Source organism: Streptococcus sp. 27098_8_12, from assembly GCF_041432115.1.
In the GTDB taxonomy this organism is placed as follows: Bacteria; Bacillota; Bacilli; order Lactobacillales; family Streptococcaceae; genus Streptococcus; species Streptococcus parasanguinis_V.
Genome location: NZ_JAPVZA010000019.1, coordinates 20,018 through 46,582, shown reverse-complemented (window position 1 = coordinate 46,582; position 26,565 = coordinate 20,018). Strand labels below are relative to the sequence as shown.

General features: G+C 42.9%; 27 protein-coding genes. 25 read left to right on the top strand and 2 right to left on the bottom strand.

Annotated elements, in window-relative coordinates; genetic code table 11:
- Together O3629_RS08595 and O3629_RS08590 are read left to right on the top strand one after the other, a co-directional pair.
- Positions 1 to 798, top strand: a 798-nt coding sequence (locus tag O3629_RS08595; RefSeq protein WP_371609033.1) for a hypothetical protein, incomplete at its 5' end; no start/stop codon positions are given.
- 212 nt (positions 799 to 1,010) lie between these two features.
- Positions 1,011 to 1,970: a hypothetical protein gene (locus tag O3629_RS08590; protein WP_021153102.1), complete on the top strand. Its 960-nt coding sequence runs from the start codon at positions 1,011 to 1,013 to the stop codon at positions 1,968 to 1,970.
- 121 nt (positions 1,971 to 2,091) lie between these two features.
- On the opposite strand, the gene O3629_RS08585 is transcribed toward O3629_RS08590, so the two are convergent.
- On the bottom strand, positions 2,092 to 3,000 hold the full coding sequence (locus tag O3629_RS08585) for a LysR family transcriptional regulator (protein WP_003007102.1): 909 nt from the start codon (positions 2,998 to 3,000) through the stop codon (positions 2,092 to 2,094).
- Positions 3,001 to 3,241: 241 nt separating this feature from the next.
- Here O3629_RS08585 and O3629_RS08580 point away from each other — a divergent pair, with 241 nt between their 5' ends.
- The 21 genes from O3629_RS08580 to O3629_RS08480 all read left to right on the top strand — a co-directional run bounded on the left by O3629_RS08580 (position 3,242) and on the right by O3629_RS08480 (position 22,845).
- Positions 3,242 to 4,678, top strand: a complete 1,437-nt coding sequence (locus O3629_RS08580) for a DUF6688 family protein (protein ID WP_371609032.1) — start codon at positions 3,242 to 3,244, stop codon at positions 4,676 to 4,678.
- 184 nt (positions 4,679 to 4,862) lie between these two features.
- Positions 4,863 to 5,669: a dihydroorotate dehydrogenase electron transfer subunit gene (locus O3629_RS08575; protein WP_195423141.1), complete on the top strand. Its 807-nt coding sequence runs from the start codon at positions 4,863 to 4,865 to the stop codon at positions 5,667 to 5,669.
- A 9-nt stretch (positions 5,670 to 5,678) separates the two neighbouring features.
- Positions 5,679 to 6,617 carry a dihydroorotate dehydrogenase gene (locus O3629_RS08570; RefSeq protein ID WP_021153106.1) on the top strand — a complete coding sequence of 313 codons (939 nt, stop codon included), beginning with the start codon at positions 5,679 to 5,681 and terminating at the stop codon, positions 6,615 to 6,617.
- Between the two features lie 179 nt (positions 6,618 to 6,796).
- Positions 6,797 to 7,489 (top strand): orotidine-5'-phosphate decarboxylase, encoded by a 693-nt coding sequence (pyrF, locus tag O3629_RS08565; RefSeq protein ID WP_003014774.1) that lies wholly within the window; start codon positions 6,797 to 6,799, stop codon positions 7,487 to 7,489.
- A gap of 437 nt (positions 7,490 to 7,926) precedes the next feature.
- The gene (gene pyrE / locus O3629_RS08560) at positions 7,927 to 8,559 is read left to right on the top strand and encodes an orotate phosphoribosyltransferase (RefSeq protein WP_003003338.1); all 633 of its coding nucleotides are present in this window, start codon (positions 7,927 to 7,929) and stop codon (positions 8,557 to 8,559) included.
- Positions 8,560 to 8,701: 142 nt separating this feature from the next.
- Positions 8,702 to 9,301 (top strand): hypothetical protein, encoded by a 600-nt coding sequence (locus tag O3629_RS08555; RefSeq protein WP_371609031.1) that lies wholly within the window; start codon positions 8,702 to 8,704, stop codon positions 9,299 to 9,301.
- 55 nt (positions 9,302 to 9,356) lie between these two features.
- Positions 9,357 to 9,848, top strand: a complete 492-nt coding sequence (locus tag O3629_RS08550; protein WP_371609030.1) for a DUF3592 domain-containing protein — start codon at positions 9,357 to 9,359, stop codon at positions 9,846 to 9,848.
- 121 nt (positions 9,849 to 9,969) lie between these two features.
- Positions 9,970 to 11,475, top strand: coding sequence for a glycosyltransferase family 39 protein (locus O3629_RS08545; RefSeq protein WP_371609029.1), 1,506 nt, complete (start codon positions 9,970 to 9,972; stop codon positions 11,473 to 11,475).
- A gap of 130 nt (positions 11,476 to 11,605) precedes the next feature.
- The gene (locus tag O3629_RS08540) at positions 11,606 to 12,259 is read left to right on the top strand and encodes a uracil-DNA glycosylase (protein ID WP_371609028.1); all 654 of its coding nucleotides are present in this window, start codon (positions 11,606 to 11,608) and stop codon (positions 12,257 to 12,259) included.
- A 9-nt stretch (positions 12,260 to 12,268) separates the two neighbouring features.
- On the top strand, positions 12,269 to 12,733 hold the full coding sequence (locus O3629_RS08535) for an 8-oxo-dGTP diphosphatase (protein ID WP_195529506.1): 465 nt from the start codon (positions 12,269 to 12,271) through the stop codon (positions 12,731 to 12,733).
- An 11-nt stretch (positions 12,734 to 12,744) separates the two neighbouring features.
- Positions 12,745 to 14,013, top strand: a complete 1,269-nt coding sequence (locus O3629_RS08530) for a dihydroorotase (RefSeq protein ID WP_013903504.1) — start codon at positions 12,745 to 12,747, stop codon at positions 14,011 to 14,013.
- A gap of 14 nt (positions 14,014 to 14,027) precedes the next feature.
- Positions 14,028 to 14,870, top strand: a complete 843-nt coding sequence (locus O3629_RS08525; protein ID WP_371609027.1) for an SGNH/GDSL hydrolase family protein — start codon at positions 14,028 to 14,030, stop codon at positions 14,868 to 14,870.
- Complete coding sequence (locus O3629_RS08520; RefSeq protein WP_134974481.1) at positions 14,839 to 15,471, top strand: YpmS family protein; 633 nt, start codon at positions 14,839 to 14,841, stop codon at positions 15,469 to 15,471. The genes O3629_RS08525 and O3629_RS08520 overlap by 32 nt, the downstream gene beginning before the upstream one ends.
- Before the next feature lie 656 nt (positions 15,472 to 16,127).
- Positions 16,128 to 17,690 carry a 2-isopropylmalate synthase gene (locus tag O3629_RS08515; protein ID WP_371609026.1) on the top strand — a complete coding sequence of 521 codons (1,563 nt, stop codon included), beginning with the start codon at positions 16,128 to 16,130 and terminating at the stop codon, positions 17,688 to 17,690.
- Between the two features lie 12 nt (positions 17,691 to 17,702).
- The gene (gene leuB, locus O3629_RS08510; protein ID WP_371495094.1) at positions 17,703 to 18,740 is read left to right on the top strand and encodes a 3-isopropylmalate dehydrogenase; all 1,038 of its coding nucleotides are present in this window, start codon (positions 17,703 to 17,705) and stop codon (positions 18,738 to 18,740) included.
- Position 18,741: 1 nt separating this feature from the next.
- Positions 18,742 to 19,020: a DUF1294 domain-containing protein gene (locus O3629_RS08505; RefSeq protein WP_195529509.1), complete on the top strand. Its 279-nt coding sequence runs from the start codon at positions 18,742 to 18,744 to the stop codon at positions 19,018 to 19,020.
- Between the two features lie 24 nt (positions 19,021 to 19,044).
- Positions 19,045 to 20,427: a 3-isopropylmalate dehydratase large subunit gene (gene leuC / locus O3629_RS08500; RefSeq protein ID WP_049486216.1), complete on the top strand. Its 1,383-nt coding sequence runs from the start codon at positions 19,045 to 19,047 to the stop codon at positions 20,425 to 20,427.
- 11 nt (positions 20,428 to 20,438) lie between these two features.
- Complete coding sequence (leuD, locus tag O3629_RS08495) at positions 20,439 to 21,029, top strand: 3-isopropylmalate dehydratase small subunit (protein ID WP_049486217.1); 591 nt, start codon at positions 20,439 to 20,441, stop codon at positions 21,027 to 21,029.
- A 98-nt stretch (positions 21,030 to 21,127) separates the two neighbouring features.
- Complete coding sequence (locus O3629_RS08490; protein ID WP_003003291.1) at positions 21,128 to 21,913, top strand: L-threonylcarbamoyladenylate synthase; 786 nt, start codon at positions 21,128 to 21,130, stop codon at positions 21,911 to 21,913.
- 99 nt (positions 21,914 to 22,012) lie between these two features.
- Positions 22,013 to 22,378, top strand: a complete 366-nt coding sequence (locus O3629_RS08485; RefSeq protein WP_049486218.1) for a hypothetical protein — start codon at positions 22,013 to 22,015, stop codon at positions 22,376 to 22,378.
- A 56-nt stretch (positions 22,379 to 22,434) separates the two neighbouring features.
- A complete protein-coding gene (locus O3629_RS08480) occupies positions 22,435 to 22,845 on the top strand; it encodes a hypothetical protein (RefSeq protein ID WP_049486224.1) in 411 nt (136 codons plus the stop codon).
- Positions 22,846 to 22,902: 57 nt separating this feature from the next.
- Here the strand turns inward: O3629_RS08480 and plsY are convergent, their stop codons facing one another.
- Positions 22,903 to 23,547 carry a glycerol-3-phosphate 1-O-acyltransferase PlsY gene (gene plsY, locus O3629_RS08475; RefSeq protein ID WP_049486219.1) on the bottom strand — a complete coding sequence of 215 codons (645 nt, stop codon included), beginning with the start codon at positions 23,545 to 23,547 and terminating at the stop codon, positions 22,903 to 22,905.
- A gap of 187 nt (positions 23,548 to 23,734) precedes the next feature.
- Here plsY and parE point away from each other — a divergent pair, with 187 nt between their 5' ends.
- Complete coding sequence (gene parE, locus O3629_RS08470; RefSeq protein ID WP_371609025.1) at positions 23,735 to 25,684, top strand: DNA topoisomerase IV subunit B; 1,950 nt, start codon at positions 23,735 to 23,737, stop codon at positions 25,682 to 25,684.
- Positions 25,685 to 25,740: 56 nt separating this feature from the next.
- Complete coding sequence (locus O3629_RS08465; protein ID WP_371609024.1) at positions 25,741 to 26,559, top strand: aminoglycoside 6-adenylyltransferase; 819 nt, start codon at positions 25,741 to 25,743, stop codon at positions 26,557 to 26,559.
- Positions 26,560 to 26,565: the final 6 nt, after the last annotated feature.

The window sequence follows — 26,565 nt, the reverse complement described above, 5'->3', positions numbered from 1 at the left end:
ACCTTACAGGATATTCATATCGAGTTTATTCATTTTGGAAAAAATAAATCTGTGGACGGTCAATGGAAAGAATCTACAAGAACAGACATAAAAACTGATGGGAATTGGCATTATAGTATTTTACATCTAACCTTTAGTGATAAAACTAAATTAGATATTCTATTTGACGAATATAAAACTGGTTATCTGTTTCAATCGGATAACAATAATTATAAACAATTTGAAAAGTTATCACTTCGTTTTCCAGGAATTGAGCAAGGTGATGGTAGAGGGTTTAGAAGCTATCTGATGATGTATCAGGGAGATACGATCTATCAAAATAATGATAATCAATATGTAGTTACAAGTTTCCAGATAAAAAATCCCAAAACTCATAAACTTCAAACATATTATGATTACGGTGTTGCACCAAAGTCTAATATTTTTCCACCAGTATATTTTTTACAAGATAAGAAAAATTCAGCAAAAGAACGCCAAGAATTTTTTGATGACTATCGACCTAATGATAGGATAAATTTTTGGAACCGAGGTCTTTATAATTCTGATAGCATTTTTAATAATCGGTTAAATATTGAGGCAGAGTGGTATAAGTCTCAATTATTTTATTCTGAACGGTTCGAGAACCTACCCATTTATCTTGGGATGACAGGTGATAAATTTAAGACGACTATCACAGATACCTATGTTATAGATGGTCAGAACGACACTAAAAAGGGAATCCGAGTTCAATCTAGATCAAAAACTTATACAGAGGAAAACAAAGACCAATTTGTAAAAGAAGTTCTTAACCAGAAATAAAACCAACTCCAGATCACAAACACGATCTGGAGTTATTTTTTTAGGTTATATTTCTCTTAAGAAATCTATAGCGATATATAAAGGTATTCCAATATGTATTTATTCAAGATCGTTTCATTTCAAAACTTAGTCTTAACTTTGAAAAAAGTAAGTGTTTATGGTTTAATGGAATGGAATCCTATTATTATCACATCATTTTTCAGGAGGTGAAGATGAAGAAGTTAAAACTTAAAAAGAGATATATTGTACTTAGTTTGATAGCAGCCTTGACAATTGTCTACTTCGGACTTCGGTATTACATTAGGCCAGACTGGTTTGATTCAAAGTATATTTACCATAAGGTTTATCAATACAAAGTTAGTACAATCAAACCCCAGAAAAAGATTATCAAAGAGATTAATATCGAAATTATTCACGATCGAAAGGAACAAAAACCTACGGAAGGACAGTGGCAAGAGTCCACCAGAACGGACTTAGTAGGCTTAAATGGCTTGCCTATCTTACATGTTACTTTTACAGACAAATCTAAGGCTGATATTCCCATAGAGACAGGTATAATTGGTCCTGCATTTAGTCAGACGAATGTGGACAGAAAATTATATCAAAAACTCTCATATCGCTTCCCGAAATTACAGCTACTAGGCGAAACTCATCGTGATGTACTCTCCACTCTTCTGATGCTTTACCAAGGTGATACCTTGTTTCAAATTCCTGAGGAAAGTACGGTTATTCAATTCCAAGTGAAAAATCCAAAGAACGGCAAGCTACAAACCTACTATCAGTATGGGTCTGATCCTGATTTTGATTATTTCCGCCCAGTATTCTTTTTACAAACAAAATCGAGTTCATCCAAAGAAAAACAAGAATTCTTTGATGATTATCACCCATCCACTCAAAAGAATTATTGGGATAGAAGTCTTGATTTTAGTTATGATAATTTATCTGTTTCACAAAATTCTCACTTTTATAAATTATTTTATTCCGATCGATTTAGCAATCTTCCACTAGGAGTCAGCCCAACAGGAAATACATTTAAAACTACAATTACAGATACCTATATCTTGCCAGATGAAAATCGAAATAGCGAAGGAGTAAGAGTAGCATCACAATCGAAAACATACACAGATAAAAATGAATACACAACTGAAATACTTAGTAAAAATGTTAACTAATTTCAGAAATTATGGATGTCGGAATAAGTTTGTGTATACAAGTTGTTGACCCATATTGATTTCTAAATATAGAGATGACCATAAAAAATATCTGAGTGAACATGGATCACTCAGATATTTTTTACTTATCAAACTTCACTTCCTCAAGCAAGTACTCGATGAATTTTTCTCCCATTTTTGAGAGGGCTGTTTTTTCATGTTTGATATAGACCAGCTCGATCGGGTCTTCGATATCAAGGGGGATGGAGACGATGTTATCGCCATTGAGATTGCTGTTGAGGATCCCGGTCGCAATGGTGTAGCCATCCAAACCAATCAAGAGATTAAAGAGGGTTGCCCGGTCACTGACGACGATGGATTTCTTATGATGCTCTTGAGAGAGGATCTCTTCTGAGAAGTAGAAGGAGTTGTGAGTCCCTTGGTCATAGCTAAGGTATGGGAAATCTTCCAGATCTGACAAGTGAACGATCTCTTTCTTGGCAAGAGGATTGGTCTTGCTGACAAAGATATGAGGTTGCGCTGTAAAGAGGTGGGTGGCAATCAGGTGATTATCATCCAGCATCTTAGAGAGGACATCGCGGTTGTAGCTATTCAAAAAGAGTACGCCAACCTCGCTGCGGAAGTTCTTGACGTCATCGATGATCTCCCAAGTCCGCGTCTCCCGTAGGAAGAGCTCGTATTTTTCCATGTCGCTTTTCTTCAATAGTGAAACGAAGGCCTCAACCACGAAGGCGTAGTGCTGTGAAGAGACGCTGAAAAGCTCACGAGAGCCCACAGGATTTTTATAGCGCTCGGACAAGAGGTCAATCTGCTCCACCACCTGGCGGGCATAAGAGAGGAACTCCATCCCATCGCGGGTCAAAGTGATCCCTTTGGGATTTCGGATAAAGATTTCAATTCCCATCTCATTTTCCAAGTCCTTGACAGCATTGGAAAGGCTAGGTTGAGTGATGAAGAGTTGTTTTGCGGCCTCATTCATAGAGCCGGTTTCGACGATTTTGATAATGTATTGTAATTGTTGTATTCTCATGCTTTTATTTTAACATAAAATAGCGCGTTTTTCCCGTAAAATGTGGTCTTTCAAGGACTGTATGAGAATAAGACAGGCTGAGGTAGGTAATAGGAAGTAGGCTAGATCAAATAGTTAAAAAATAGAAGATTGGAAACAAAATCTACATCTGGGGACTGATTTTGATGGAAAAATACAGTTTTGCCTTGCTGAAGGTAAGATCTGATTGATAGAATGGTAAAAAATTGATTGAGGAGATCTTATGAAAAAACTCGTTTCCTGGTATAAGAAAAAGGATAAGGAATTGGAAACCCATTTCACAGCTGGTCTGTTGCAGATCAATTTTGTGACCAATGCTCTGATTCTATTGGCCTTTTACATCTATTTGGTTATTAGTCAGTCGCTCTACGCAATAAAGGATCCATTCATTCAATTTAGTGTTTGGGAGGTCATTGCCTTCACCATGGAGATCTTTCCTTACGGTTTGACTCTGGCCCTCTTTGTCCCCAATATTTTTGTCATCATTTATGGGATTGGTCGGTGGTCTAGCCTCCAGTTCAAAGAATCTGAGGAAGAAGCTCTCAAAGATCCAGAACTGTTTGAGGATAGAGGGCCAAAAGAAGGAGAAAGGACAAGAGAAGATGACGCATTCCTTATGAAGGAAAAGCAGGAATCACCTAGTCCTAAGCCTGTCAAAAAGAAAAAGCAACAGCCTACAATTGTTCTTTGGTTTGGTCTCTTTGGTTGCTTTCTCGAAGCGATTTTCATTTACATCGTCAAGGAGATGACTTTTTACGATTGGAGTGAAAGTTTGATCAATTCGCAGAAGCATGCCCTGATCTGGTCTGGCGCCTATCCGACCTTCTTCACACTGGCAGCTCTTACTTTACTAGCCTTGATTATCTATTCCTACCGGGATGCGAATTCACTCTCGCCGTTAGCAAATGTCTTCTGCATCAGTGGCATTCTAGGAGGAGTGGTTCTTCTCTTAGTTTCTGATAATCAACTGCAGGTAGCAAGTTTTCACACCTTTTTCTTACTGATCTATTCCATCCATCTTTTATGGGTTCGCATCAGGGAGTGGCAGGAAGATCGAACAGAGATAAGCTATGAGAATCGTCTGTTTCAATGGCTCCATCAGCTCTTAAACAAGTCGCGTAACTGGCCATGGCTAGCAGTTCTGGTTGCCCTTCCGACCCTAGCCCTTGTTGTCCTCGTTCTCATGCTCTTTGGGCAGCAGCCGGATTCCATGATCAAGGCCTGGACCAATACAGCTGACTGGGCCTTCTCACAGAAGATCCCTCCTCAGAATCTCATCATTGATGAGCACTATCTCTGTACAGTTGCGGCTGGTGGCCATGAAAATGTTGTCAAGCCCCAGCGGATGGGCGTCCGCCACGGACATCCAGTTGTTGTCAATCGCCAGCTTTGTATTGCCAACGCTTTTGAGCAGGTGCTGGAAGAAAAGACGCCACGTTTCCATCGCTTCTTGCGTCGCAATTATGACCGCTATGGCTATCCCTTTGCCAAACATATTAAGAAAAAATGGGCTATGGACCTGATCTACTACCTGATGAAACCGTTGGAATGGCTCTTTTTACTGGTTCTTTATCTAGTTGACCGCAAGCCTGAAAACCGAATCGCCATGCAATACATCAAACCGATCCCAGAAGATTTTGACCCTAAGAAAGCTTCCTAAGTTACTGATTTTACTTGACAAGCGAGAAGGAGCGCGATATAATGAGACAAATTTAACCTTTAAGAGGTCCAGAGAGGCCTGCAAGGAAAGACAGAAAAAAGATCAGCGGACGGAGTCTAGCTGATCATTTGTAGGACCTTGCTTTTGCGAGGTCTTTTTTGCTGAAAGAAAGAAGAGGAAACCAATGGTCAGTGACAGTTGTAAAAAACGCTTTGGCAAAATCATGATGGAGGAGATGGAGCTCGTCGCTCAAGAAGAAATCGCTCCCCGCATCTATTCTATGATCTTGAAGGGGGAAATGGTGGCGCAGATGCTGCCAGGTCAATTCCTTCATATCCGCGTCCCTGATGGGGCCAAGCTCCTTCGCCGTCCGATTTCAATTTCTGAGATTGATCCTGAGACACAGACGTGTCGCTTGATCTACCGCATCGAAGGTGGGGGGACAGCAATCTTTTCCCAATTGCCAATCGGTAGCAAACTCAGCGTCATGGGGCCACAGGGAAATGGCTTTGATCTTACCAATCTCGGCCAAGGTCAGAAAGCCTTGATCATCGGTGGCGGTATCGGTGTTCCTCCTTTGGTCCAAGTGGCCAAACAACTCCATGAGCAAGGGGTAGAAGTTGAAGTGGTTGTCGGCTTTGCGACCAAAGAAGCCGTCATTTTGGAAGAAGAGCTTTCTCAGGTTGCTCATGTCACTGTAACGACAGACGATGGGACTTATGGCACTAAGGGCTATGTTTCTACGGTCATTGATCAGATGGACCAGAAGTTTGACGCTATCTATTCTTGTGGAGCACCTGGCATGCTCAAATATGTCAATACCAAATTCCATGACCATCCCCGCGCCTACATTTCCATGGAATCCCGTATGGCTTGTGGGATGGGGGCTTGCTATGCCTGTGTAGTGCATCTGGAAAATGAAAGCCAAGCAGCCAATAAGCGCGTGTGTGAAGACGGACCGGTTTTTGAAACCGGTACGATTGTGATGTAGGAGGACCTTATGACAGCAAATCGACTAGCCGTATCCTTACCTGGTTTAGACTTGAAAAACCCGATTATTCCGGCATCTGGCTGTTTTGGTTTCGGTCAGGAATATGCTAAATACTATGACTTAGACCTGCTTGGATCCATCATGATCAAGGCGACGACTGCGGAGGCTCGCTTCGGAAATCCGACTCCACGAGTTGCTGAGACGCCGGCAGGCATGCTCAATGCCATTGGACTCCAAAATCCAGGGGTAGACGTGGTCCTAGCAGAGAAACTCCCTTGGTTGGCCCAACATTATCCAGATCTACCGATTATTGCCAACGTAGCCGGCTTCTCCAATGAAGAGTATGCGACGGTATCTAGCAAGATCTCGCAAGCGCCAAATGTCAAGGCCATTGAGCTCAATATCTCTTGTCCAAACGTAGACCATGGCAACAACGGTCTCTTAATCGGGCAGGTTCCTGAATTGGCCTATGCGGCTGTGAAAGCAGCGGTAGAAGCGTCCTCCGTCCCTGTCTATGTCAAGTTAACGCCTAGTGTGGCAGACATTACGCAGGTCGCAAAAGCAGCAGAGGATGCAGGGGCGACCGGCTTAACCATGATCAATACCTTGGTCGGCATGCGTTTTGACCTCAAGACTGGTAAGCCCATCATTGCCAATGGAACCGGAGGCATGTCGGGTCCAGCTGTTTTTCCAGTTGCATTAAAACTCATCCGTCAGGTTGCCCAATCCACTAAACTTCCGATTATCGGAATGGGAGGTGTGGATTCAGCAGAAGCAGCCATAGAAATGATGATTGCAGGTGCCTCTGCGATTGGAGTTGGAACTGCTAATTTCACCGATCCTTATGCATGTCCAACCATCATCGAAGATCTGCCACAGGTCATGGATCGATACGGTATTGACACCCTTGAGAACTTCCGTAAACATGTACGGGAAAATCTACTGTAAATCCTTGACTTTTCCCAAATATCGTACTACAATAAATAAAAACCTTTAAAGCAGTCCAGAGAGGCTCCTAAGGTCTAGACGTTGAATCATGGTAGTTGTTCCTACCTAATTTTCGTGTAACCTTGCCTCGGGCAAGGTTTTTTTGTAGACAAAATGATCAATCAAAAAAGGAGTAATCCATGCGTGAAGAACGTCCTATTATCGCCCTTGACTTCCCAGCTTTCGAGGATGTCAAAAATTTTTTAGAGCATTTTCCAGAAGACGAAAAATTATTTGTAAAAATCGGAATGGAATTTTTCTATGCAGTTGGTCCTGAAATTGTACATTACCTCAAAGGGCTTGGACACAGTATTTTCCTTGATTTGAAATTGCATGATATCCCAAATACAGTCAAATCAGCCATGTCCGTACTGGGGACCTTCGGAGTAGATATGGTGACGGTCCACGCAGCCGGTGGTGTAGAGATGATGCGCGAAGCCAAGGCAGCTCTTGGTGAAGGAGCTAAATTGGTAGCCGTGACCCAGTTGACTTCTACCAGTGAAGAAGACATGCGTGATTGCCAAAACATCCAAACAACGGTCCAAGAATCTGTAGTTAATTACGCTCGCAAGGCTCAAGAAGCAGGCTTGGATGGCGTTGTTTGTTCAGCCCATGAAGTAGCCTTGATCAAGGATGCCACTTCATCAGACTTTGTCTGTGTCACACCAGGGATTCGTCCTGCTGGAGCTGAAATCGGTGACCAAAAACGGGTCATGACGCCACAAGAAGCTCATAAAATTGGATCTGACTATATTGTCGTTGGACGCCCAATCATCCAAGCAGAAAACCCATGGGACGCTTACCATGAAATTAAGAGACAGTGGAATGCGTAAGAGCTACTAAAAGTGAAACTTTTGTAGCTCTACGGAAAGTCCTATGGGACCTTTCCTAACGCACTCACTAGATTTAGAGTATAAAAATAATCATGTTATCCTCTAAATCGTCGGAATACCAATCGCTACTAAAAGTGGGATTTTTTGTAGCTGTACGGGAAGTCCTACGGGATCTTCCCTAACGAGTTCACTAGATCACAGAAGAGAAAATGATCGTTTCTCTTCTGTAATCGTCGGAATAATCGGAGCCCGATAGGGCCTTCTCTAAACTATTCACTAACTTAGTTGAAAGAAAATTATCGTTTCTTTCAACTAAGTGTCGGAACTTAAAAAGTCCATGGGATCTTCCCTAACGCATTCACTAACCTGTAATGTTGTTGTTTAAATCAATAATTGATTTAATTCGTATATGATTAAAATCGTAAAAAGGAGTCGTTATGTCATTAGCTAAAGATATTGCTAGCCATCTTTTGAAAATCGAAGCGGTTTATTTGAAACCAGAAGAACCTTTCACTTGGGCATCTGGGATCAAATCCCCTATTTATACAGATAACCGTGTAACCCTCGCTTATCCTGAAACTCGTACCTTGATCGAAAATGGATTTGTAGATAAAATCAAGGAAGCTTTCCCTGAAGTGGAAGTTATTGCAGGTACAGCAACTGCAGGAATTCCTCACGGTGCGATTATTGCGGACAAGATGAATTTGCCATTTGCCTACATTCGTAGCAAACCAAAAGACCACGGTGCTGGTAATCAAATCGAAGGCCGTGTACCACAAGGTCAAAAGATGGTCGTAGTGGAAGATTTGATTTCTACTGGTGGATCTGTCTTGGATGCTGTCGCAGCTGCCAAGCGTGAAGGAGCGGATGTTCTTGGTGTGGTTGCTATCTTCACCTACCAATTGGAGAAGGCAGATAAGAAATTTGCGGAAGCTGGCGTTCAACTTGAAACTTTGTCTAACTATACAGAATTGATCCACTTGGCGGAAGAACAAGGTTACATCACTTCTGAAGGTTTAGAGTTGTTACACCGTTTCAAGGAAAACCAAGAAACTTGGCAAAATAAATAAAACAACTGAAGCGTTTTTAACGCTTCTTTTTTATACTCTTTTCACTAGTTGGTGGTTAACTTGATTCTCAAAGTAAAATCCGGTATGATAGTAGTAATTGTTTTTATGGATGAAGGAAAAACTATTTTTAAGGGAGAATAAGATGACAAAAGAACATTATTTGCAAATGAAGAAGCAGGCTCGGGTCTGGTTTACCGTCAATATCATCATCAGTTTGATTGCTATTGCAGGAGGAATTTTAGTGGTCATTAGTAAATCACGTCATATCCCATTTCTATTGATGGCCTTGGGGGCACTGACTTTGATGAACCAAGTCTTGGTTACCCCTGCTTTCAACGCCAAAAAAGAAGCTGAGGAAGAACATCCAGAATGGAAGAGTTTGTCTACTAAAGATACTAAAATAACTGCGGAGAATCTGCAAAAAGGTTTTTTGGCATCAGCTACGGCTCTTCTGGTTGTGATTATTGGTTTCTTTATGTTTTATCGTCCTCTTCCGACAACAGACGCAGGAACTGAAGTGATCAATACCTATCGCGAGATCCAGTCTGTGCCAGAAAATTCAACAGAAAAAGGATCTAGCACAGTCTCTAATTTAACTCCGAAAGATGTTCAAACCTTACAAGAATTAAAAGAAGAAATCGAATCCAATGCCCCATCAGATTCAAACTCACTAGATATAAACAAAGCAAAAGATCTTGCAGAAAAAGCGCAGCAACAGAATTGGTTGAAAAGGGGAGAATAAAAATTTTTTCAAGGGATTTGAAACCAACTAGTTTATGTGAAAGGGTAAAAAATCAATGATAGTAACAACATTCTGGCTTAGTTTGGGCATTCTGACACTTGTTTTCTTGATCATGCTGCTTATCTTTTACACCTTGTATCGTCGTGAAATAAAAGTGAAAACAGAATCAACCGCAAAAGTTATGGGAGAAGTAGTTGCTTTTGATTCAAAAAATCAACTGCTTATTTTTCTGCCTGTGGTGGAGTATCAAGTCGAGGGTGAAAGATACCAGAAGAACTTTACCTACGCTTATTTCAGAGAGACTTTTTCTAAGTCAAGACAAACCAATGTTTTCGATAGAACCTATGTTCTTGGAACCGGCAAAAATCTGGATTTGCGGATGATATTCCCAATCGGGTCTCCCATGACAGTCTTTTATAATCCAGTCGACCCACAGATCGGTTTTGTCGAACGATATGCCGGCTTAGTCGGTTTCTATAAAATCGGAATGATTCTAACAGTTGGGATTTATCTTGTTTTATTATGTATTCTAATCCTAGTGTTTTAGGTTAGTTAAGGTTAAGAGTTAAAAATTGGTTGGATAAAATGAATGTATCCATAATTACCATTTTACAGTTGATAGTCACCCCAAAACAGCAGAAATGCTGTTTTTTTGATATAATGGACCTATGTTATCGAAAAGTAAACGTATTCTATTTGGGATGCTTCATGTTGTCATGTTGATAGTGATGGTCCACTGGTTCTTGATCAGTGTGACCTATCTGAGAGAGATTTCATGGCTAGCCATTTTAGGTGCTGGATTGCTATTTCTGCTAGCCTGGCTGAAACGCGATGGGCTAAAGAGTGCCTTTGCTTGGTTGACTCGGCATAAAAAAGGCTTCTTGTTTGGAGCCCTTGTCTTTCAGGTGATTGTCATGGTCTGTGCGGAGCTCTTTATCCGTCGGGATGCCGCGGTTGTTTTCAAAGGGGCTTTTGATCTTCTTAAGCAATCCTCTATCACCAACTACCTCAGTCGCAATCCCAATAACATTCCGCTCTTTCTTTACGAGAAGTTTTTCTATGTTTTATTTGGCTCTAGCGGTCTGTGGGTCATGCAGGCTCTCAATATCCTCTATGTCAATCTGGGTGCAGTCCTCTTGTCCAAGCTGTCCCAGAAGCATTTCAATCAAAAAACGGCTGATCTAGTCTATCTCTTCTATGTGAGCTTGATCTGTTACTCGCCTTATTTCTATTCCATGTATACGGACATTCCGCTGCTTCCTTTGATCGCTCTTCAGTTATGGTGGGCCTTGGATCTCTTGAAGGAAGACCAAGCAAGCATCTCTTGGAAAAAGATAGTTGGCTTGGGCATCTTATCTGGCCTATCCATGTTGATTCGTCCAACGACAATTATTGTCATGATTGCCTTTTGGGCTGTGCTTTTCTTTAGAGGAAATTGGAAGGCCTTTGGAAAGATTGCTACGGTGACCGTGGTGATGACGGGCTTTGTCTTTGCAGGATTGAATACGGCGGTCAATCATCAAAGAGTTGTACCGATCTTGAAACAAGAAGGGCTGGCTAAAGGACCTCTCTTGTTTATCAATCTGGGCTTGACGGATATGGGCCACAATCAAGAAGATATGAAAGAAGGCTTGCTAGCCTATATTGATGAGGATAAGCGCTCTGATTACAACAATGGCCTCTTTAAAAAAGAAAATGTGATCAAAGAAATCAAGCGCCGTCTCAAGGAGTACGGTCCGTTCGGTTTGATCGGGCATATCTACTACAAGCAATCCTTGACGGTAGCAGAAGGGACCCTGGGCTGGCTCTACCGAGATGTAGAGTATGAGAAGACGCCTTTTATCAATCCTCTCTATGCACCCCTGACTAAAAATAATGGTCTGGCAAAATGGGTGCGGACCTATTTCCTCAGCATTGATCGCCCGCAGTACAAGTATTATGAATTTGTCAAGCAGGTGATTTGGATCGTCCTATCGGCTGGTTTGGTTGGAGCTTATCTCAAACGTAGAGATACAGATGACTTTAACTTCCTTTCCTTAGCGGTCTTTGGTGGCTTACTCTTCTTGACCATCTTTGAAGGCGGGAAGACCCGCTACCTCATCCAATTCTTACCGCAAATTTTACTAGTCGCTTCGATCGGTCTAGCAGGATTTATTAAGAAAGAAAATATCTAAAAGCTCTCGCTTGTTTGACAGGCAGAAATAGAGGTTGGATAAAAATGTCCAGCCTCTTTTTTATCCAGTGGATCTGCGCCAAATGTGGTATAATGGAAGGTAAGAATTTATTGGATAGCGGAGAGTTTCCATGCAGCATTCACCTTGGCATGAAGCCATCAAATCCCATCTTCCAGAAGGGTATTTTCACCAGATCAATGACTTTATGAATGAAGTCTACAGCAAAGGAGTGGTTTATCCATCGCGTGACAAGGTCTTTAAGGCCTTGCAGACGACAGAGATGGATCAGGTCAAGGTTTTGATTTTAGGCCAAGATCCCTACCATGGACCGGATCAAGCGCAGGGCTTAAGTTTTTCTGTTCCGGATCATGTACCAGCGCCGCCTTCTTTGCAAAATATTCTCAAAGAATTACGCTCAGATATCGGAGAGAGGCGCTCCCATGATCTGACCTCTTGGGCAGAGCAAGGAGTGCTCTTGCTCAATGCCTGCTTGACGGTGCCAGCTGGTCAGGCCAATGGCCATGCAGGACAAATTTGGGAGCCTTTCACAGATGCTGTGATCAAGGTGGTTAATGAGTTGGAGGAGCCTGTTGTCTTTATCCTCTGGGGATCTTATGCCCGTAAGAAAAAGCCGCTGATTACCCAAGATCGACATTTGGTCCTTGAATCAGCTCACCCAAGTCCCTTATCGGCCTACCGAGGATTCTTTGGTTCCCAACCCTTTTCAAAAACCAATCAATTTTTGAAAGAGGCGGGACGCGAGCCGATTGATTGGTTAAGATAGGAGAAAGAAATGCCACAATTAGCAACGATTTGTTACATTGACAATGGGAAAGAATTTCTCATGTTACATCGCAATAAAAAGCCCAATGATGTCCATGAAGGTAAATGGATCGGAGTTGGTGGAAAATTAGAACGCGGGGAAACCCCACAGGAGTGTGCTGCGCGTGAGATTTTTGAAGAGACAGGCCTTAGAGCCAAGCCAGTCTTAAAAGGGATCATTACCTTTCCGGAGTTTACTCCAGATTTGGACTGGTACACCTATGTCTTCAAGGCAACAGATTTTGAGGGAGAACTGATCGAGTGTAACGAAGGGACCTTGGAGTGGGTACCTTATGATCAAGTCCTCTCAAAACCAACCTGGGAAGGGGACCACACCTTTGTCGAGTGGTTGTTGGAGGATAAACCCTTCTTTTCAGCAATGTTTCGCTATGACGGCGACCGCTTGTTAGAGTCGCATGTTGATTTTTATGAATAAAGGAGAATGCAATGGTTGTCATTAAAAATGGTCGCGTAATGGATCCCAAGACTGGCTTGGATCAAGTCTGTGATCTTCGCATTGAAGGAAAGAAAATCGTAGAGATCGCTGAAAACCTCCCAACGGATGGACAAGAAGTCCTTGATGCTACTGGTCTGGTGGTTGCTCCTGGTTTGATCGATGTACACGTGCATTTCCGCGAGCCCGGTCAAACCCATAAAGAAGACATCCATACGGGTGCCTTAGCCGCAGCTGCTGGTGGTTTTACTCGAGTGGTCATGATGGCCAATACCAATCCGACCATTTCAGATATTACGACCTTAGAGGAAGTCTTAGCTTCTGCAGCCAAGGAAAATCTTCACATTCATACGGTTGCGACGGTGACTAAGAACTTTGACGGTCAACACCTGACAGATTTTGAAGGACTGCTTAAGGCCGGTGCAGTAGGATTTTCAGATGATGGGATTCCTCTTCAAAGTACTAAGGTTGTCCGTGAAGCCTTGGAAGAAGCTAAGCGTCTAGGAACCTTTATTAGTCTGCATGAAGAAGACCCTGAGTTGAATGGCATTCTTGGTTTGAATGAAAACATTGCTAAGGAACACTTCCATGTCTGTGGGGCGACGGGTGTGGCCGAATACTCGATGGCTGCGCGTGATGCCATGATTGCCCATGCGACAGGTGCGCACCTCCATATCCAACACCTTTCCAAGGAAGAAAGTGTCAAGGTGGTGGAATTTGCCCAAGGATTAGGAGCTCATGTGACGGCAGAAGTGGCACCTCAACACTTTTCGAAAACAGAAAGTCTGCTCTTGACTAAAGGAAGCAATGCTAAGATGAATCCACCTCTTCGCTTGGAATCTGACCGTCTAGCAGTGATTGAAGGCTTGAAGTCAGGCGTCATCTCTGTGATTGCGACGGACCACGCGCCTCACCATGCGGATGAGAAGAATGTTCCTGATATTACCAAAGCACCATCTGGCATGACTGGGCTTGAAACCTCGCTTTCTCTTGGTTTGACCTACTTGGTGCATGCAGGCCATTTAAGCCTGATGCAATTGCTTGAAAAGATGTCCTATAATCCAGCACGTCTCTATGATTTTGATGCTGGCTATATCGCAGTGGATGGACCGGCAGATTTGACCATCTTTGATCCAGAAGCAGATCGTCTGGTATCGGATCATTTCGCTTCAAAAGCTGGTAATTCACCATTTGTGGGTGAAACACTAAAAGGAAAAGTCGCTTATACGATCTGTGATGGACAAGTGATTTTTCAAGGATAAGCGATCGTATTCATATGAATCTTAAAAAAATGATGCAAGGCTTGGTTTTCTTTTTAACCAGCCTTCTTGTCTTTGTCTTTCTATTTCGTGCTCTGCTACCAACTGCATCCCCTCGTATGACCAAGCCCAAAATGGCTACGAAAGAAGTCACCTATACTTATGTAGCTCTAGGAGATTCACTGACCGAAGGAGTAGGGGATAGCACCAAGCAAGGGGGCTTCGTGCCCATCCTTGCCCAAAGTCTGTCCAATGAAAATGACGGCCAGTATCAGCCTGTCAACTATGGAGTAGCTGGGAATACAAGTGCTCAGATCTTAGATCGGCTCAAGAAGCAAACAGACCTTCAGAAGGATCTCAAAAAGGCGCGTGTCATGACCTTAACGGTTGGGGGAAATGATTTGCGCAAAGTCGTTGTCGATCATCTGAGTGATTTTTCTCTATCAGATATCCAAAAGCCGCTCAAGAGTTATACAGCGAACCTCAAAGAAATTATCACTAAGGCCAGAAAGGACAATCCCCATCTTCCCATTTATGTAGTGGGGATCTACAATCCTCTTTACCTGAATTTTCCTGAATTAACTAGTATCCAGACGGCTGTAGATCGTTGGAATGAGACGACGGAAGAAACCATCGTGCAATTTGATCAGGCCTATTTCGTCCCTATCAATGATCTGCTTTATAAAGGAATTGATGGGAAAATGGGCGTATCAGAAATCAGTGATGGGAAGACAACCGTTATCAATGATGCCCTGTATGAAGAGGATAGTTTCCACCCCAACAATACGGGCTATGAAAAGATGAAACAAGCAATATTGGAGAAAATCAATGCCACGAAGAAAACTTGGAGTCAAAAATAATCCCATCAAAGAGAAGGTCCCCTTCCTTCAAAAAATCAATATTTGGAAATGGTTATTTTTAGGTTTGGTCAGCCTTCTCTTAGCCTTCGCTATAGTTGTGCAAGGACGCTTAGCGATGCCAAGAGAAGATGTTAGTCAGCTTCATCAAACAGCTGGCACCAAAGATGTCAAAGTTGGAACCATGACAACGACTCGAGATCAACTCAATGACACCATCAAATCGCTTCTGAAAAAATATAAGCTGTCCGACTACAAGGTCTATGCAGACAATCAGCAAATCCTATTAGAAGGGCAGTTGAGTCTCTTAGGGAAGGATTATCCCTTATACATTTACTTTCAACCATCCAAATTGGAAAATGGGAACATCCTCTTGACGGTGAAAGATTTTTCAGTCGGAACCTTTCAAATTCCACAAAGGATGGTCTTGCAGCTCTTGAGTAAAAATAAAAATATCCCAAAATTTGTTCAGATCTCACCCAAGCAGTCTACCATCACCATTGTATTGCCAGAAATTGACAATGACTTTGGAATCTATGTCAAGGCCAATACCATTGACCTCTATAATGACAAGATCGTTTTCGATTTGTATCAGAAGAAGTAGGGTGAAAGAGGCTATTCAAATTGAATTCACAATCATCTTAAAAACTTTCCTTAGGTTCAATAATTCCGAGAGAGTGGGACAGAAATCGGTAATTCGTTAGAATTCGATTTCGTCGTCCCACCTCCGCACAGTTGAGTAGGGCTGTAAAAGCTGATGAAATCAGCGTAGTAGAGCCCACTCAACCACTGCGTCTTGCTCGACAATCCAAAAACAATTGAGAGGCTAGGACTTTTGTCCCAGCCTCTTTTCTCACGGCGGAAAGTTTCATTACATGATGTGTTTGAGTGAGCATAATAGTATATGTCATTATAAATTTTTTAATAGCACCTAGGTTTTCTTATACAAAAACAGGCTGTCTATAGTCTAATTAGAATTGAAAACTCTATTTTGTTTCTATTCAAAAAATTCAGAATATTGTAGAAAATTCTTGACATTGCTTTTTCCCTATGCTAAAATACTAAACAAGACATTGAACAAAGGAGAAAGTCAAACATGAAAACAGCTAAGTTTATTCAATTTGCTTTGTTGTTGAGGTATAAGGGCTAGTGCAGAAGCATTAGTCCTGTTTGGCTTACCAAGCGGGCAACAACATCTCGCTTGGTTGACCGAGTGAGATGTTTTTCTTTATATCCACTACATAGAAATGAGGAGACCCTATGCGTAAAGTTGAATTTTTAGATACCAGCCTTCGGGATGGCGAACAGACTCCAGGAGTTAATTTTTCTATCAAAGAAAAGATTGCCATTGCTAAACAATTGGAAAAATGGGGCATTTCTGCTATTGAAGCAGGTTTTCCTGCAGCTAGTCCTGATTCCTTCACAGCTGTGCAGGAGATTGCCAAGGTCTTGACCAAGACAGCCGTGACAGGTTTGGCCCGTTCTGTCAAATCAGATATTGATGCTTGCTATGAAGCCTTGAAGGATGCTAAGTATCCACAAATTCACGTCTTTATCGCAACCAGTCCGATTCACCGGGAGTTTAAACTCAACAAGACAAAGGAAGAAATCCTTGAAACGATCAAAGAGCACGTTTCTTACGCTCGCTCAAAATTTGAGATTGTGGAATTCTCGCCAGAAGATGCTACCCGGACAGAATTGGATTTCCTCTTGCAAGTCGTACAGACTGCAGTCGATGCTGGTGCTAGCTATATCAACATTCCTGATACAGTCGGTTTCACGACACCAGCGGAGTATGGTGCCATTTTCAAATACTTGATTGACCATGTCAAGACAGATCGCGAGATTATCTATTCACCTCATTGCCATGATGACCTAGGAATGGCCGTGGCGAATAGCCTCGCTGCTGTTAAAAATGGTGCCCGTCGTGTCGAAGGAACCATTAATGGGATCGGGGAGCGGGCCGGCAATGCGGCACTTGAAGAAGTAGCAGTTGCTCTCAATATTCGCGAAGACTATTTCCAAGTGGAAAGTCCGATTGTCCTTAATGAAACCATCAACACTTCTGAGTTGGTCTCTCGGTACTCTGGTATTCCAATTCCTAAAAACAAGGCGGTTGTTGGTGGCAATGCCTTCTCACACGAGTCTGGTATTCACCAAGACGGGGTTCTTAAAAATCCTCTTACTTATGAAATCATCACCCCTGAGCTGGTGGGTGTCAAGAGCAATAGCCTCCCTCTTGGAAAATTGTCTGGTCGCCATGCCTTTGTCGAAAAACTGCATGAGTTGGGACTGGAATATACAGAAGAGGACATCAAGCCGTTGTTTGCTAAGTTCAAATCTCTGGCAGACAAGAAACACGAGATCACAGATGCCGATATCCGCGCCCTTGTTGCCGGTACAGCAGTGGAAAATCCAGAAGGATTCCAATTTAATGATCTCCGCTTAACCACCAATGCAGACGAAACGATTACAGCAGCGGTTAGCCTCCGCAATGAAGAAGGGGAAGTACTTGAATTCCTTGCCAATGGTCAAGGGTCGGTTGAAGCCATCTTTAATGCGATTGATAAATTCTTCAACCAAACCGTTCGCTTGACATCTTACAATATCGATGCAGTGACAGATGGGATCGATGCCCAAGCCCGCGTCTTGGTATCCGTGGAAAATGTCGATACAGATACGATTTTCAATGCCTCTGGTTTGGACTTTGACGTATTGAAAGCCTCTGCTATCGCTTATATCAATGCCAACACGCTGGTTCAAAAAGAGAATGCGGGTGAGATGGGACGAGCTGTCTCCTACCGTGATCTTCCACAAGCCTAAGAGGAAATAAACATGACGAAGAAAATTGTAACACTTGCAGGAGATGGGATTGGCCCTGAGATCATGACAGCTGGACTAGAGGTCCTCGCAGCCGTTGCTCCCAAAATTGGCTTTGATTATAGTCTAGAAGACAAAGCTTTTGGGGGTGCTGGGATTGATGCTGCTGGCCACCCACTTCCCCAAGATACTCTACAAGCAGCTAAAGGAGCGGATGCTATTCTTCTTGCAGCCATCGGAAGTCCTGAGTATGACAATGCTCCTGTTCGTCCAGAACAAGGCTTACTTGCTATTCGCAAGGAATTAAATCTCTTTGCCAATATTCGTCCTGTACGGATTTTTGACGCCTTGAAACACCTGTCTCCTTTGAAACCAGAGCGTATCGAGGGTGTCGACTTCGTGGTCGTGCGTGAATTGACAGGTGGGATTTATTTTGGAGAGCATATCTTAAAAGAAGATACAGCGCGCGATATCAATGATTACAGTGCGGAAGAAATTCGTCGGATTATGCACCAAGCCTTCAAGATCGCGCGAGGACGTGGCAAGAAAGTGACCAGTATCGATAAGCAAAATGTCCTTGCAACTTCTAAATTGTGGCGCCAAGTGGCAGAAGAAGTTGCCAAAGAATTTCCAGATGTGACCTTAGAGCACCAGCTTGTCGATAGTGCGGCCATGATCATGATTACCAATCCAGCCCGCTTTGATGTTGTAGTGACAGAGAATCTATTCGGAGATATCTTATCTGACGAATCGAGCGTCCTTCCTGGAACACTAGGCGTGATGCCGTCTGCCAGTCATTCTGACCAAGGACCAAGTATGTACGAACCGATTCATGGTTCAGCACCAGATATTGCAGGTCAAGGCATTGCCAATCCGATTTCCATGATCCTCTCTGTTGCCATGATGCTCCGAGACAGTTTTGGAGAAACAGCAGGTGCAGAAATGATCGAAGAAGCTGTCAATCAAACCTTGAATCAAGGAATCTTGACACGGGATCTAGGTGGTCAGGCTTCTACTGCAGAGATGACTGCAGCCATTATTGGGAATCTCTAAGATGACTTGGATAGATCGCTGTTTAGTGCTAATCGCAATTTGGAATAGTATCGTATTTCTGACCTATGGCTTAGATAAACGAAAAGCTATCCAAAACAGGTGGCGGATTCCTGAAAAGGTCCTGTTACTCGAGAGCTGGGTGCTTGGTGGATTCGGAGCTCTACTAAGTGGATATCTCTTTCACCACAAGGTGCGGAAATGGTATTTTCAAGCCACCTGGTGGGGCAGTAGCCTTCTTTTAGCAGGTGCCCTCTTTCTAATCCTTCAATGGATTTCTTAACAACAAGATAAATGGAGAAAGATGATGAGTGGAAAATCTATCTTTGATAAACTTTGGGACCGCCACGTGATTACAGGAGTGGAAGGGCAACCCCAACTCATGTATGTGGACCAACACTACATCCACGAAGTGACGAGTCCGCAAGCCTTTCAAGGATTACGGGACGCAGGACGCAAGGTCCGACGACCTGATTTAACCTTTGGAACCTTTGATCACAATGTTCCAACGGTCAATATTTTTGATATTAGAGATGTGATTTCAAAAGCCCAGATTGATAAATTAGCTGAGAATGTGGTGGACTTTGGGATTGATCATGCTGCCCATGGTTCTGCTAAGCAAGGAATCGTTCATATGGTGGGCCCTGAAACCGGTCGGACCCAGCCTGGGAAATTTATTGTCTGTGGAGACAGCCATACCGCAACCCATGGAGCCTTTGGAGCCATTGCCTTTGGGATTGGAACCAGTGAAGTGGAGCATGTCTTTGCCACCCAAACCATCTGGCAAGTCAAACCAAAGAAAATGTTGGTTGAATTCACCGGAACCCCACAAAAAGGGATCTATTCAAAGGATTACATCCTAGCTTTGATAGCGCGCTACGGTGTTGCTTGTGGAGTTGGCTATGTCGTAGAGTATCGGGGAGAAGCAATTGATCGCTTGACCATGGAAGAACGCATGACCATCTGTAACATGTCGATCGAGTTCGGGTCCAAAATGGGGATCATGAATCCAGATGAGACGACCTTTGACTACCTCCGAGGACGCGAATGTGTGCCAGATGATTTTGAGGACGCAGTAGCTGATTGGAAGACTTTGGTTAGTGATGACGATGCCGTTTATGATAAGGTCATCCGTTTGGATGTATCTGATCTTGCTCCAATGGTGACTTGGGGGACCAATCCTTCTATGGGAGTGGACTTTGAGACTCCTTTTCCAGAGATTCGAGACATGAATGATGAACGGGCTTATCATTATATGGATCTCAAACCTGGCCAAAAACCAGCAGACATTGAATTAGGCTATATCTTTATCGGTTCTTGTACCAATGCGCGTCTCAGTGATTTGGAGTTGGCAGCCAAGTTTGTGAAAGGCAAAAAAATTGCACCAAACTTAACTGCTATTGTGGTACCTGGCTCTCGTCCGGTTAAGCAAGCCGCTGAAAAATTAGGCTTAGACAAGATTTTTATGGATGCGGGCTTTGAATGGCGTGATCCAGGCTGCTCCATGTGTCTAGGAATGAACCCAGACAAGGTTCCAGATGGGGTCCACTGTGCGTCAACTAGCAACCGAAACTTTGAAGACCGCCAAGGATTTGGGGCTAAAACCCATCTCTGTAGCCCAGCAATGGCCGCTGCAGCAGCAATCGCCGGTCGCTTTGTCGACGTGCGCCAAATGCCAGAAGTCGAGTAAATGGAGGAAGCATGGAGAAATTTACCATTTATACGGGAACAACAGTTCCTCTGATGAACGATAATATTGATACCGACCAAATCCTCCCCAAGCAATTCTTGAAGTTGATTGATAAGAAAGGTTTTGGGAAATACCTCATGTATGCTTGGCGCTATTTGGATGACCAGTATACTGAGGATCCAGATTTTATCTTTAACAAGCCTGAATACCGCAAGGCAACCATTTTGATCACTGGTGACAATTTTGGCGCTGGTTCCTCTCGGGAGCACGCAGCCTGGGCTTTAGCTGATTATGGCTTTAAAGTCGTTATCGCCGGATCCTTCGGAGATATCCATTACAATAATGAGCTCAATAATGGCATGCTGCCGATTGTCCAACCACTAGAGGTTCGTCAAAAATTGGCAAGTTTGAAGCCGACAGATCCAGTGACAGTAGATTTGGAAGAACAGAAGATCCTCTCGCCTGTTGGAGAGTTTCGCTTTGAGATCGATCAAGATTGGAAGCACAAATTGCTCAATGGTTTGGATGATATCGGGATTACGCTTCAGTACGAAGACTTGATCGCAGCTTATGAGAAGAATCGGCCAGCCTACTGGCAATGATAAAATTGTATATCAAATTACGAATTTTCTGAAAATATATTGAATTTGAGACTATTTTTTGATACAATACTAAAAAGAATAGAAAAGGAAAGAGACTTATGACAAAACACATTCAATGGGACGGACAACTTTCACAAGAAGGATTTGATATTCTTAAAGGAGAGGGTGGCTGTATCGTCTGCCCTACCAAAGTTGGCTATATCATCATGACCAGTGACAAGGCTGGCTTGGAACGGAAGTTCGAAGCCAAAGAACGTAACCGCAACAAACCAGGTGTGGTTCTCTGCGGAAGCATGGATGAACTTCGTGCCCTTGCGCAATTGAATCCTGAAATTGAAGCCTTCTACCAAAAACATTGGGATGAAGATATCTTGCTTGGTTGTATCCTTCCTTGGCGTGAAGATGCCTATGCAAAATTGCAAGCCTTCGGAGATGGACGTGAAGAACTCATGACAGACGTTCGTGGAACTTCATGCTTTGTCATCAAATTTGGTAAAGCTGGTGAGCAAATCGCCAAAGAAATGTGGGAAAAAGAAGGCAAGATGGTTTACGCTTCTTCAGCCAACCCTTCCGGTAAAGGAAACCGCGGGAAGGTTGAAGGAATCGGTGAGCGTATCGAAGGTGCTGTGGACTTGGTCATCGAAGCCGATGATTATGTAGCTTCTATCCAACCAGACAAGACCATTGAAACTCGCTATGAACAAGGTGTGATGGTCTCTATGGTTGATGCGGAAGGAAAACTCATCCCAGAACAAGGAGCAGGTAGCCGTTCTGTCAATACTTGTCCAGTCGTCATCCGTAAAGGATTGGATATCGATAAGATTATGATGCACTTATCTGATCATTTCAACTCTTGGAACTACCGCCAAGGGGAATACTATTAAGAAACAGAAAACAGCATTCCATTTGGGATGCTTTTTTTGTGAAAGGATAAAAGGTGGTATAATAGAGTCAAACGATGATCCAATAGAAGGGAAAGTGGTATGGTCTCCAGAAAAGCATTTATAGATAAAGCCAATCAGGAAGGTTTTTCCTTCAACATCCAAATCCCATGGTGGCGGTACACTAACTTCAAGTCATTGGTTTGGAGAAGAAGGCTCTCTGAGGAGCAACTCTATCAGATCTTTCTTTCACTTTGTAGAGAGGTAGAAGACCGGCAAATGCAAGCTGTAGCGGGTAAGAGGAAGTATCAGACCGGATTTTATGTAGCTGCATGTAATGGTCGCGAGTTTCGCTTTGAGTTTGTATTCAAAAAGAATCAACAACTAAGAGTTTATAATTTATTTGAGACTGTCAATGGTCGTAAGAAACTTACTTTGATGGATCTGCTTGATTACATTATGGATTGATGATGTATAGAAACAATAAGGGTTCACTACAGATTGATAAAAGAAAGAGTGGTTCTATGATTTCAAGAGATGAATTTTTAGAAAGAATGAATCGGGAGGGATTTTCATTTAGCATTGAAATCCCGCGCAGAAGTTTTTCGGATTTTACATCATTAGTTCGGAGAAGAAGAATTTCAGAAGAAGACCTCTATCAGCTGTTTTATAACTATTGTCAAGAACTAGAAAATTGTTTGAAAGAAGCAGGGGAGAAACGACGATTACTCTTCAATAAATTTCCAGTTAGCCCCGTTCATGATAAATATAAAACGAAATTTGATACAGTGGCACCCAACGGACGGGAGTTCCGCTTTGAGTTTGTCTTTAGCAATGACAATCGTTTAAAAGTTTATCATCTTATCGAAACGGTTAATGGTCGTAGGAAAAAAACACCAATGGAAATACTGATGGACCTAGTCGATGCTTTATAATGAGGATCTGTTCAAAAGTATAAGGGGGATCCAATCAAAAAAACTAGAGGATGTGCTCTAGTTTTTTGGTTGTTGATGGGTGATGTTTTTTCCCCAAGGGATGAGATTTTCTTTTTTCTCTTTGATCCGTTGGATATTGTCCTTGTGACGAAGAATGATCAAGGTAGCTAAGGCCAAGACAATGATTGTAAAAAGTGGATCATAGTTGTGCAAGATCCATCCAGTCAAAGGGAGAAGGAGGACCGATAGAATGGCGAGTAGCGCAACAGTAACACTCGAAAACGAAATCATGCTGGTTAAATACAGGCTGGCTACAAAATAAACAGCTAAAATGAGCAGCAGGATAGGCGAGAAACCAAGTAAGACACCAGCACTCGTCGCCACCGCTTTTCCACCCTTAAATCCAGCAAAAATTGGGAAAGTGTGCCCCAAAACAGCTAAGAGACCAAAGACCATCGGCGAGATCCCCTGAATTCCAAAGAAAGTCGGAAGGAGAACGGCCAAAGTTCCTTTCAAGAAATCAATCACAAAGACGATGATCCCAGCTTTCTTCCCTAAAATTCGAAAGGTATTGGTCGTTCCAGTATTGCCCGAGCCATGTTCCCGTAAATTAATATGGAAAAAGATTTTCCCAATCCATAATCCCGAAGGAATGGAGCCTAACAGATAGGCTAAAATTAAAACACTTATTTCTTTTATCATAGTTTCATTATATCAAAAAGCCAACGATAGAAAAAGCAATTTCTGGAGTTCAAGTGTGACATCTGAAGAAAGTGTTCAGCTGGCTTTTTTTACTGGGTTATAGAAATCTCCATATAAAGAGAAAAAATTTTGCAAAATTTCCTAAAAAACTGTAATATAGAAAAGATGAACAAACAGGAGGTTCCTTGTGGCAAAAAAGGAAATCAATATTAATAATTATAATGACGATGCCATTCAGGTACTAGAAGGGTTGGATGCGGTCCGTAAACGTCCAGGGATGTATATCGGATCGACCGATGGAAATGGCTTGCATCACATGGTCTGGGAGATCGTGGATAATGCGGTCGATGAAGCCTTGTCTGGCTTTGGATCACAAATCGATGTAACGATTAATAAAGATGGTTCTCTATCGGTAGAAGACCAGGGACGTGGAATGCCGACCGGGATGCATGCTATGGGTAAACCAACCGTTGAGGTGATCTTTACGGTCCTCCACGCCGGAGGGAAGTTTGGTCAAGGAGGCTATAAGACATCTGGGGGTCTTCACGGAGTGGGATCTTCTGTTGTCAATGCCCTTTCTAGCTGGCTTGAGGTAGAAATAACCCGTGATGGAGCTGTCTACAAGCAACGTTTTGAAGATGGGGGAAAACCAGTTACAACCCTCGAAAAGATCGGCACCGCTCCCAAGTCAAAGACAGGGACCAAGGTCACCTTCATGCCAGATCCAACCATTTTTTCAACGACAGATTTCAAATTCAATACCATTGCTGAGCGAATCAAAGAATCAGCCTTTTTGCTAAAGGACGTGACGCTGACGCTGACCGATCTCCGTAAGGAAGAAGACAACCATGTGGCCTTTCACTATGAAAATGGTGTCCAAGATTTCGTAGAGTACTTGAACGAAGATAAGGAAACTTTAACACCTGTTCTCTACTTTAGTGGCGAATCAGATGGTTTCCAGGTAGAAGTGGCCATGCAATACAATGATGGCTACTCAGATAATATCTTGTCCTTCGTTAATAATGTCCGCACTAAAGATGGGGGAACCCATGAGACGGGTCTGAAGACAGCCATTACCAAGGCTATGAACGACTATGCAAGAAAGACAGGACTTCTCAAAGAAAAAGACAAGAATCTGGAAGGATCAGACTACCGTGAAGGTTTGTCTGCTGTTCTTTCGATCTTGGTTCCAGAAGCTCATTTGCAGTTTGAAGGACAAACCAAAGACAAATTAGGAAGTCCCTTGGCTCGTCCAGTCGTCGATAGCATTGTTTCTGATAAATTGACCTTCTTCCTCATGGAAAACGGGGAGTTGGCTTCTAATCTCATTCGTAAGGCTATTAAAGCCCGGGATGCGCGTGAAGCCGCTCGAAAAGCGCGGGATGAAAGTCGAAATGGCAAGAAGAGCAAAAAGGACAAGGGACTTTTATCTGGTAAATTGACACCAGCCCAGTCTAAAAATCCTAAGAAAAATGAACTCTATCTAGTCGAAGGAGACTCAGCCGGCGGTTCTGCCAAACAAGGACGGGATCGCAAGTTCCAAGCGATTCTCCCTCTTCGTGGGAAGGTTCTCAATACTGAGAAGGCCAATATGAGTGATATCCTCAAGAACGAGGAAATCAACACCATGATCTACACCATTGGTGCAGGAGTTGGGGCAGATTTCTCTGTGGAAGATGCCAACTACGATAAGATCATTATCATGACCGATGCGGATACAGATGGTGCTCACATTCAAACCCTTCTCTTAACCTTCTTCTATCGCTATATGCGACCTTTGGTAGAAGCTGGACATGTCTACATTGCGCTTCCTCCTCTTTATAAGATGTCCAAAGGCAAAGGAAAGAAAGAAGAAGTGGCCTATGCTTGGACAGATAGCGAATTAGAGGAGTTGCGTCGGAGCTTTGGCCGTGGAGCAACCCTCCAACGATACAAAGGGTTGGGGGAAATGAATGCGGATCAGCTTTGGGAAACGACCATGAATCCAGAAACTCGTACCTTGATCCGTGTCACCATTGATGATCTAGCTCGTGCAGAACGCCGCGTCTCCGTCCTAATGGGCGATAAGGCTGCCCCTCGCCGCCAATGGATCGAAGATAACGTTAAGTTTACCTTGGAAGAAAATACGGTATTTTAATCACTTTCTACTTATAAATTAAATAAGCTGGGATGTAGAAATGGTAAGGAATCGACATGAGAACTGATACAGAAATGATGAATCTGATTTTGCAAATAGCTGATACTCTAGAAGTAGAGGCAATTGCCTTATCCGGATCACGAACGAATCCTCGGGCACCCAAAGACGAGTTTCAAGATTATGATGTGGTCTATATAGTTGAAAATCTGAACGACTTGTTATCTGATTTATCTTGGCTAGACCAGTTTGGAATGCGTCTGATTGAACAGCACAATGTCCTTGGACACCGTCGTCTGTATCTCATGCTCTTTGAAGACGGCAACCGTATCGATTTGACCCTCTGCCCCAAGGAGTCTATCCAAGAGTGGGTGGACAGCGAAGCAAATTTTGAAGTTATAAAAGACGACAAAGGCTTGTTTGAAGCCTATCAGCCTAATTCCAAGCGCTATTGGACAGCTCCGCCTACTGAAGAGGAATTTGCAGCATCCTGCAATGAATTTTGGTGGGTATCGGCTTATATCGTAAAGGCCATTCGAAGAAATCAGCTTATCTATGCGACCGACCACCTCTATGGCATTTGTCAGCAAGAACTCCTCAAGGTCTTAGCTTGGCAGGTGACAAGCGATAGGGGAGTAGTTGACATCGGAAAGAACTACAAGTACCTCTTCCAGTATCTTCCAGCTGAGCAAGAGAAGGAGTTCTCAGTTTTGCTTGATTTATCCAGTTTCGATAAAATCACTCAGTCTTTATTTGCTACCATGGGGCTATTCAATCGAGAAGCTCAAATTCTGGCCCAAAAGATGGGGTTTACTTACGATAAGGAAGTAGCAGAAAAAATGACTTCTTATGCTAAAGAGAAACTTTCTAATCATTAATGAATC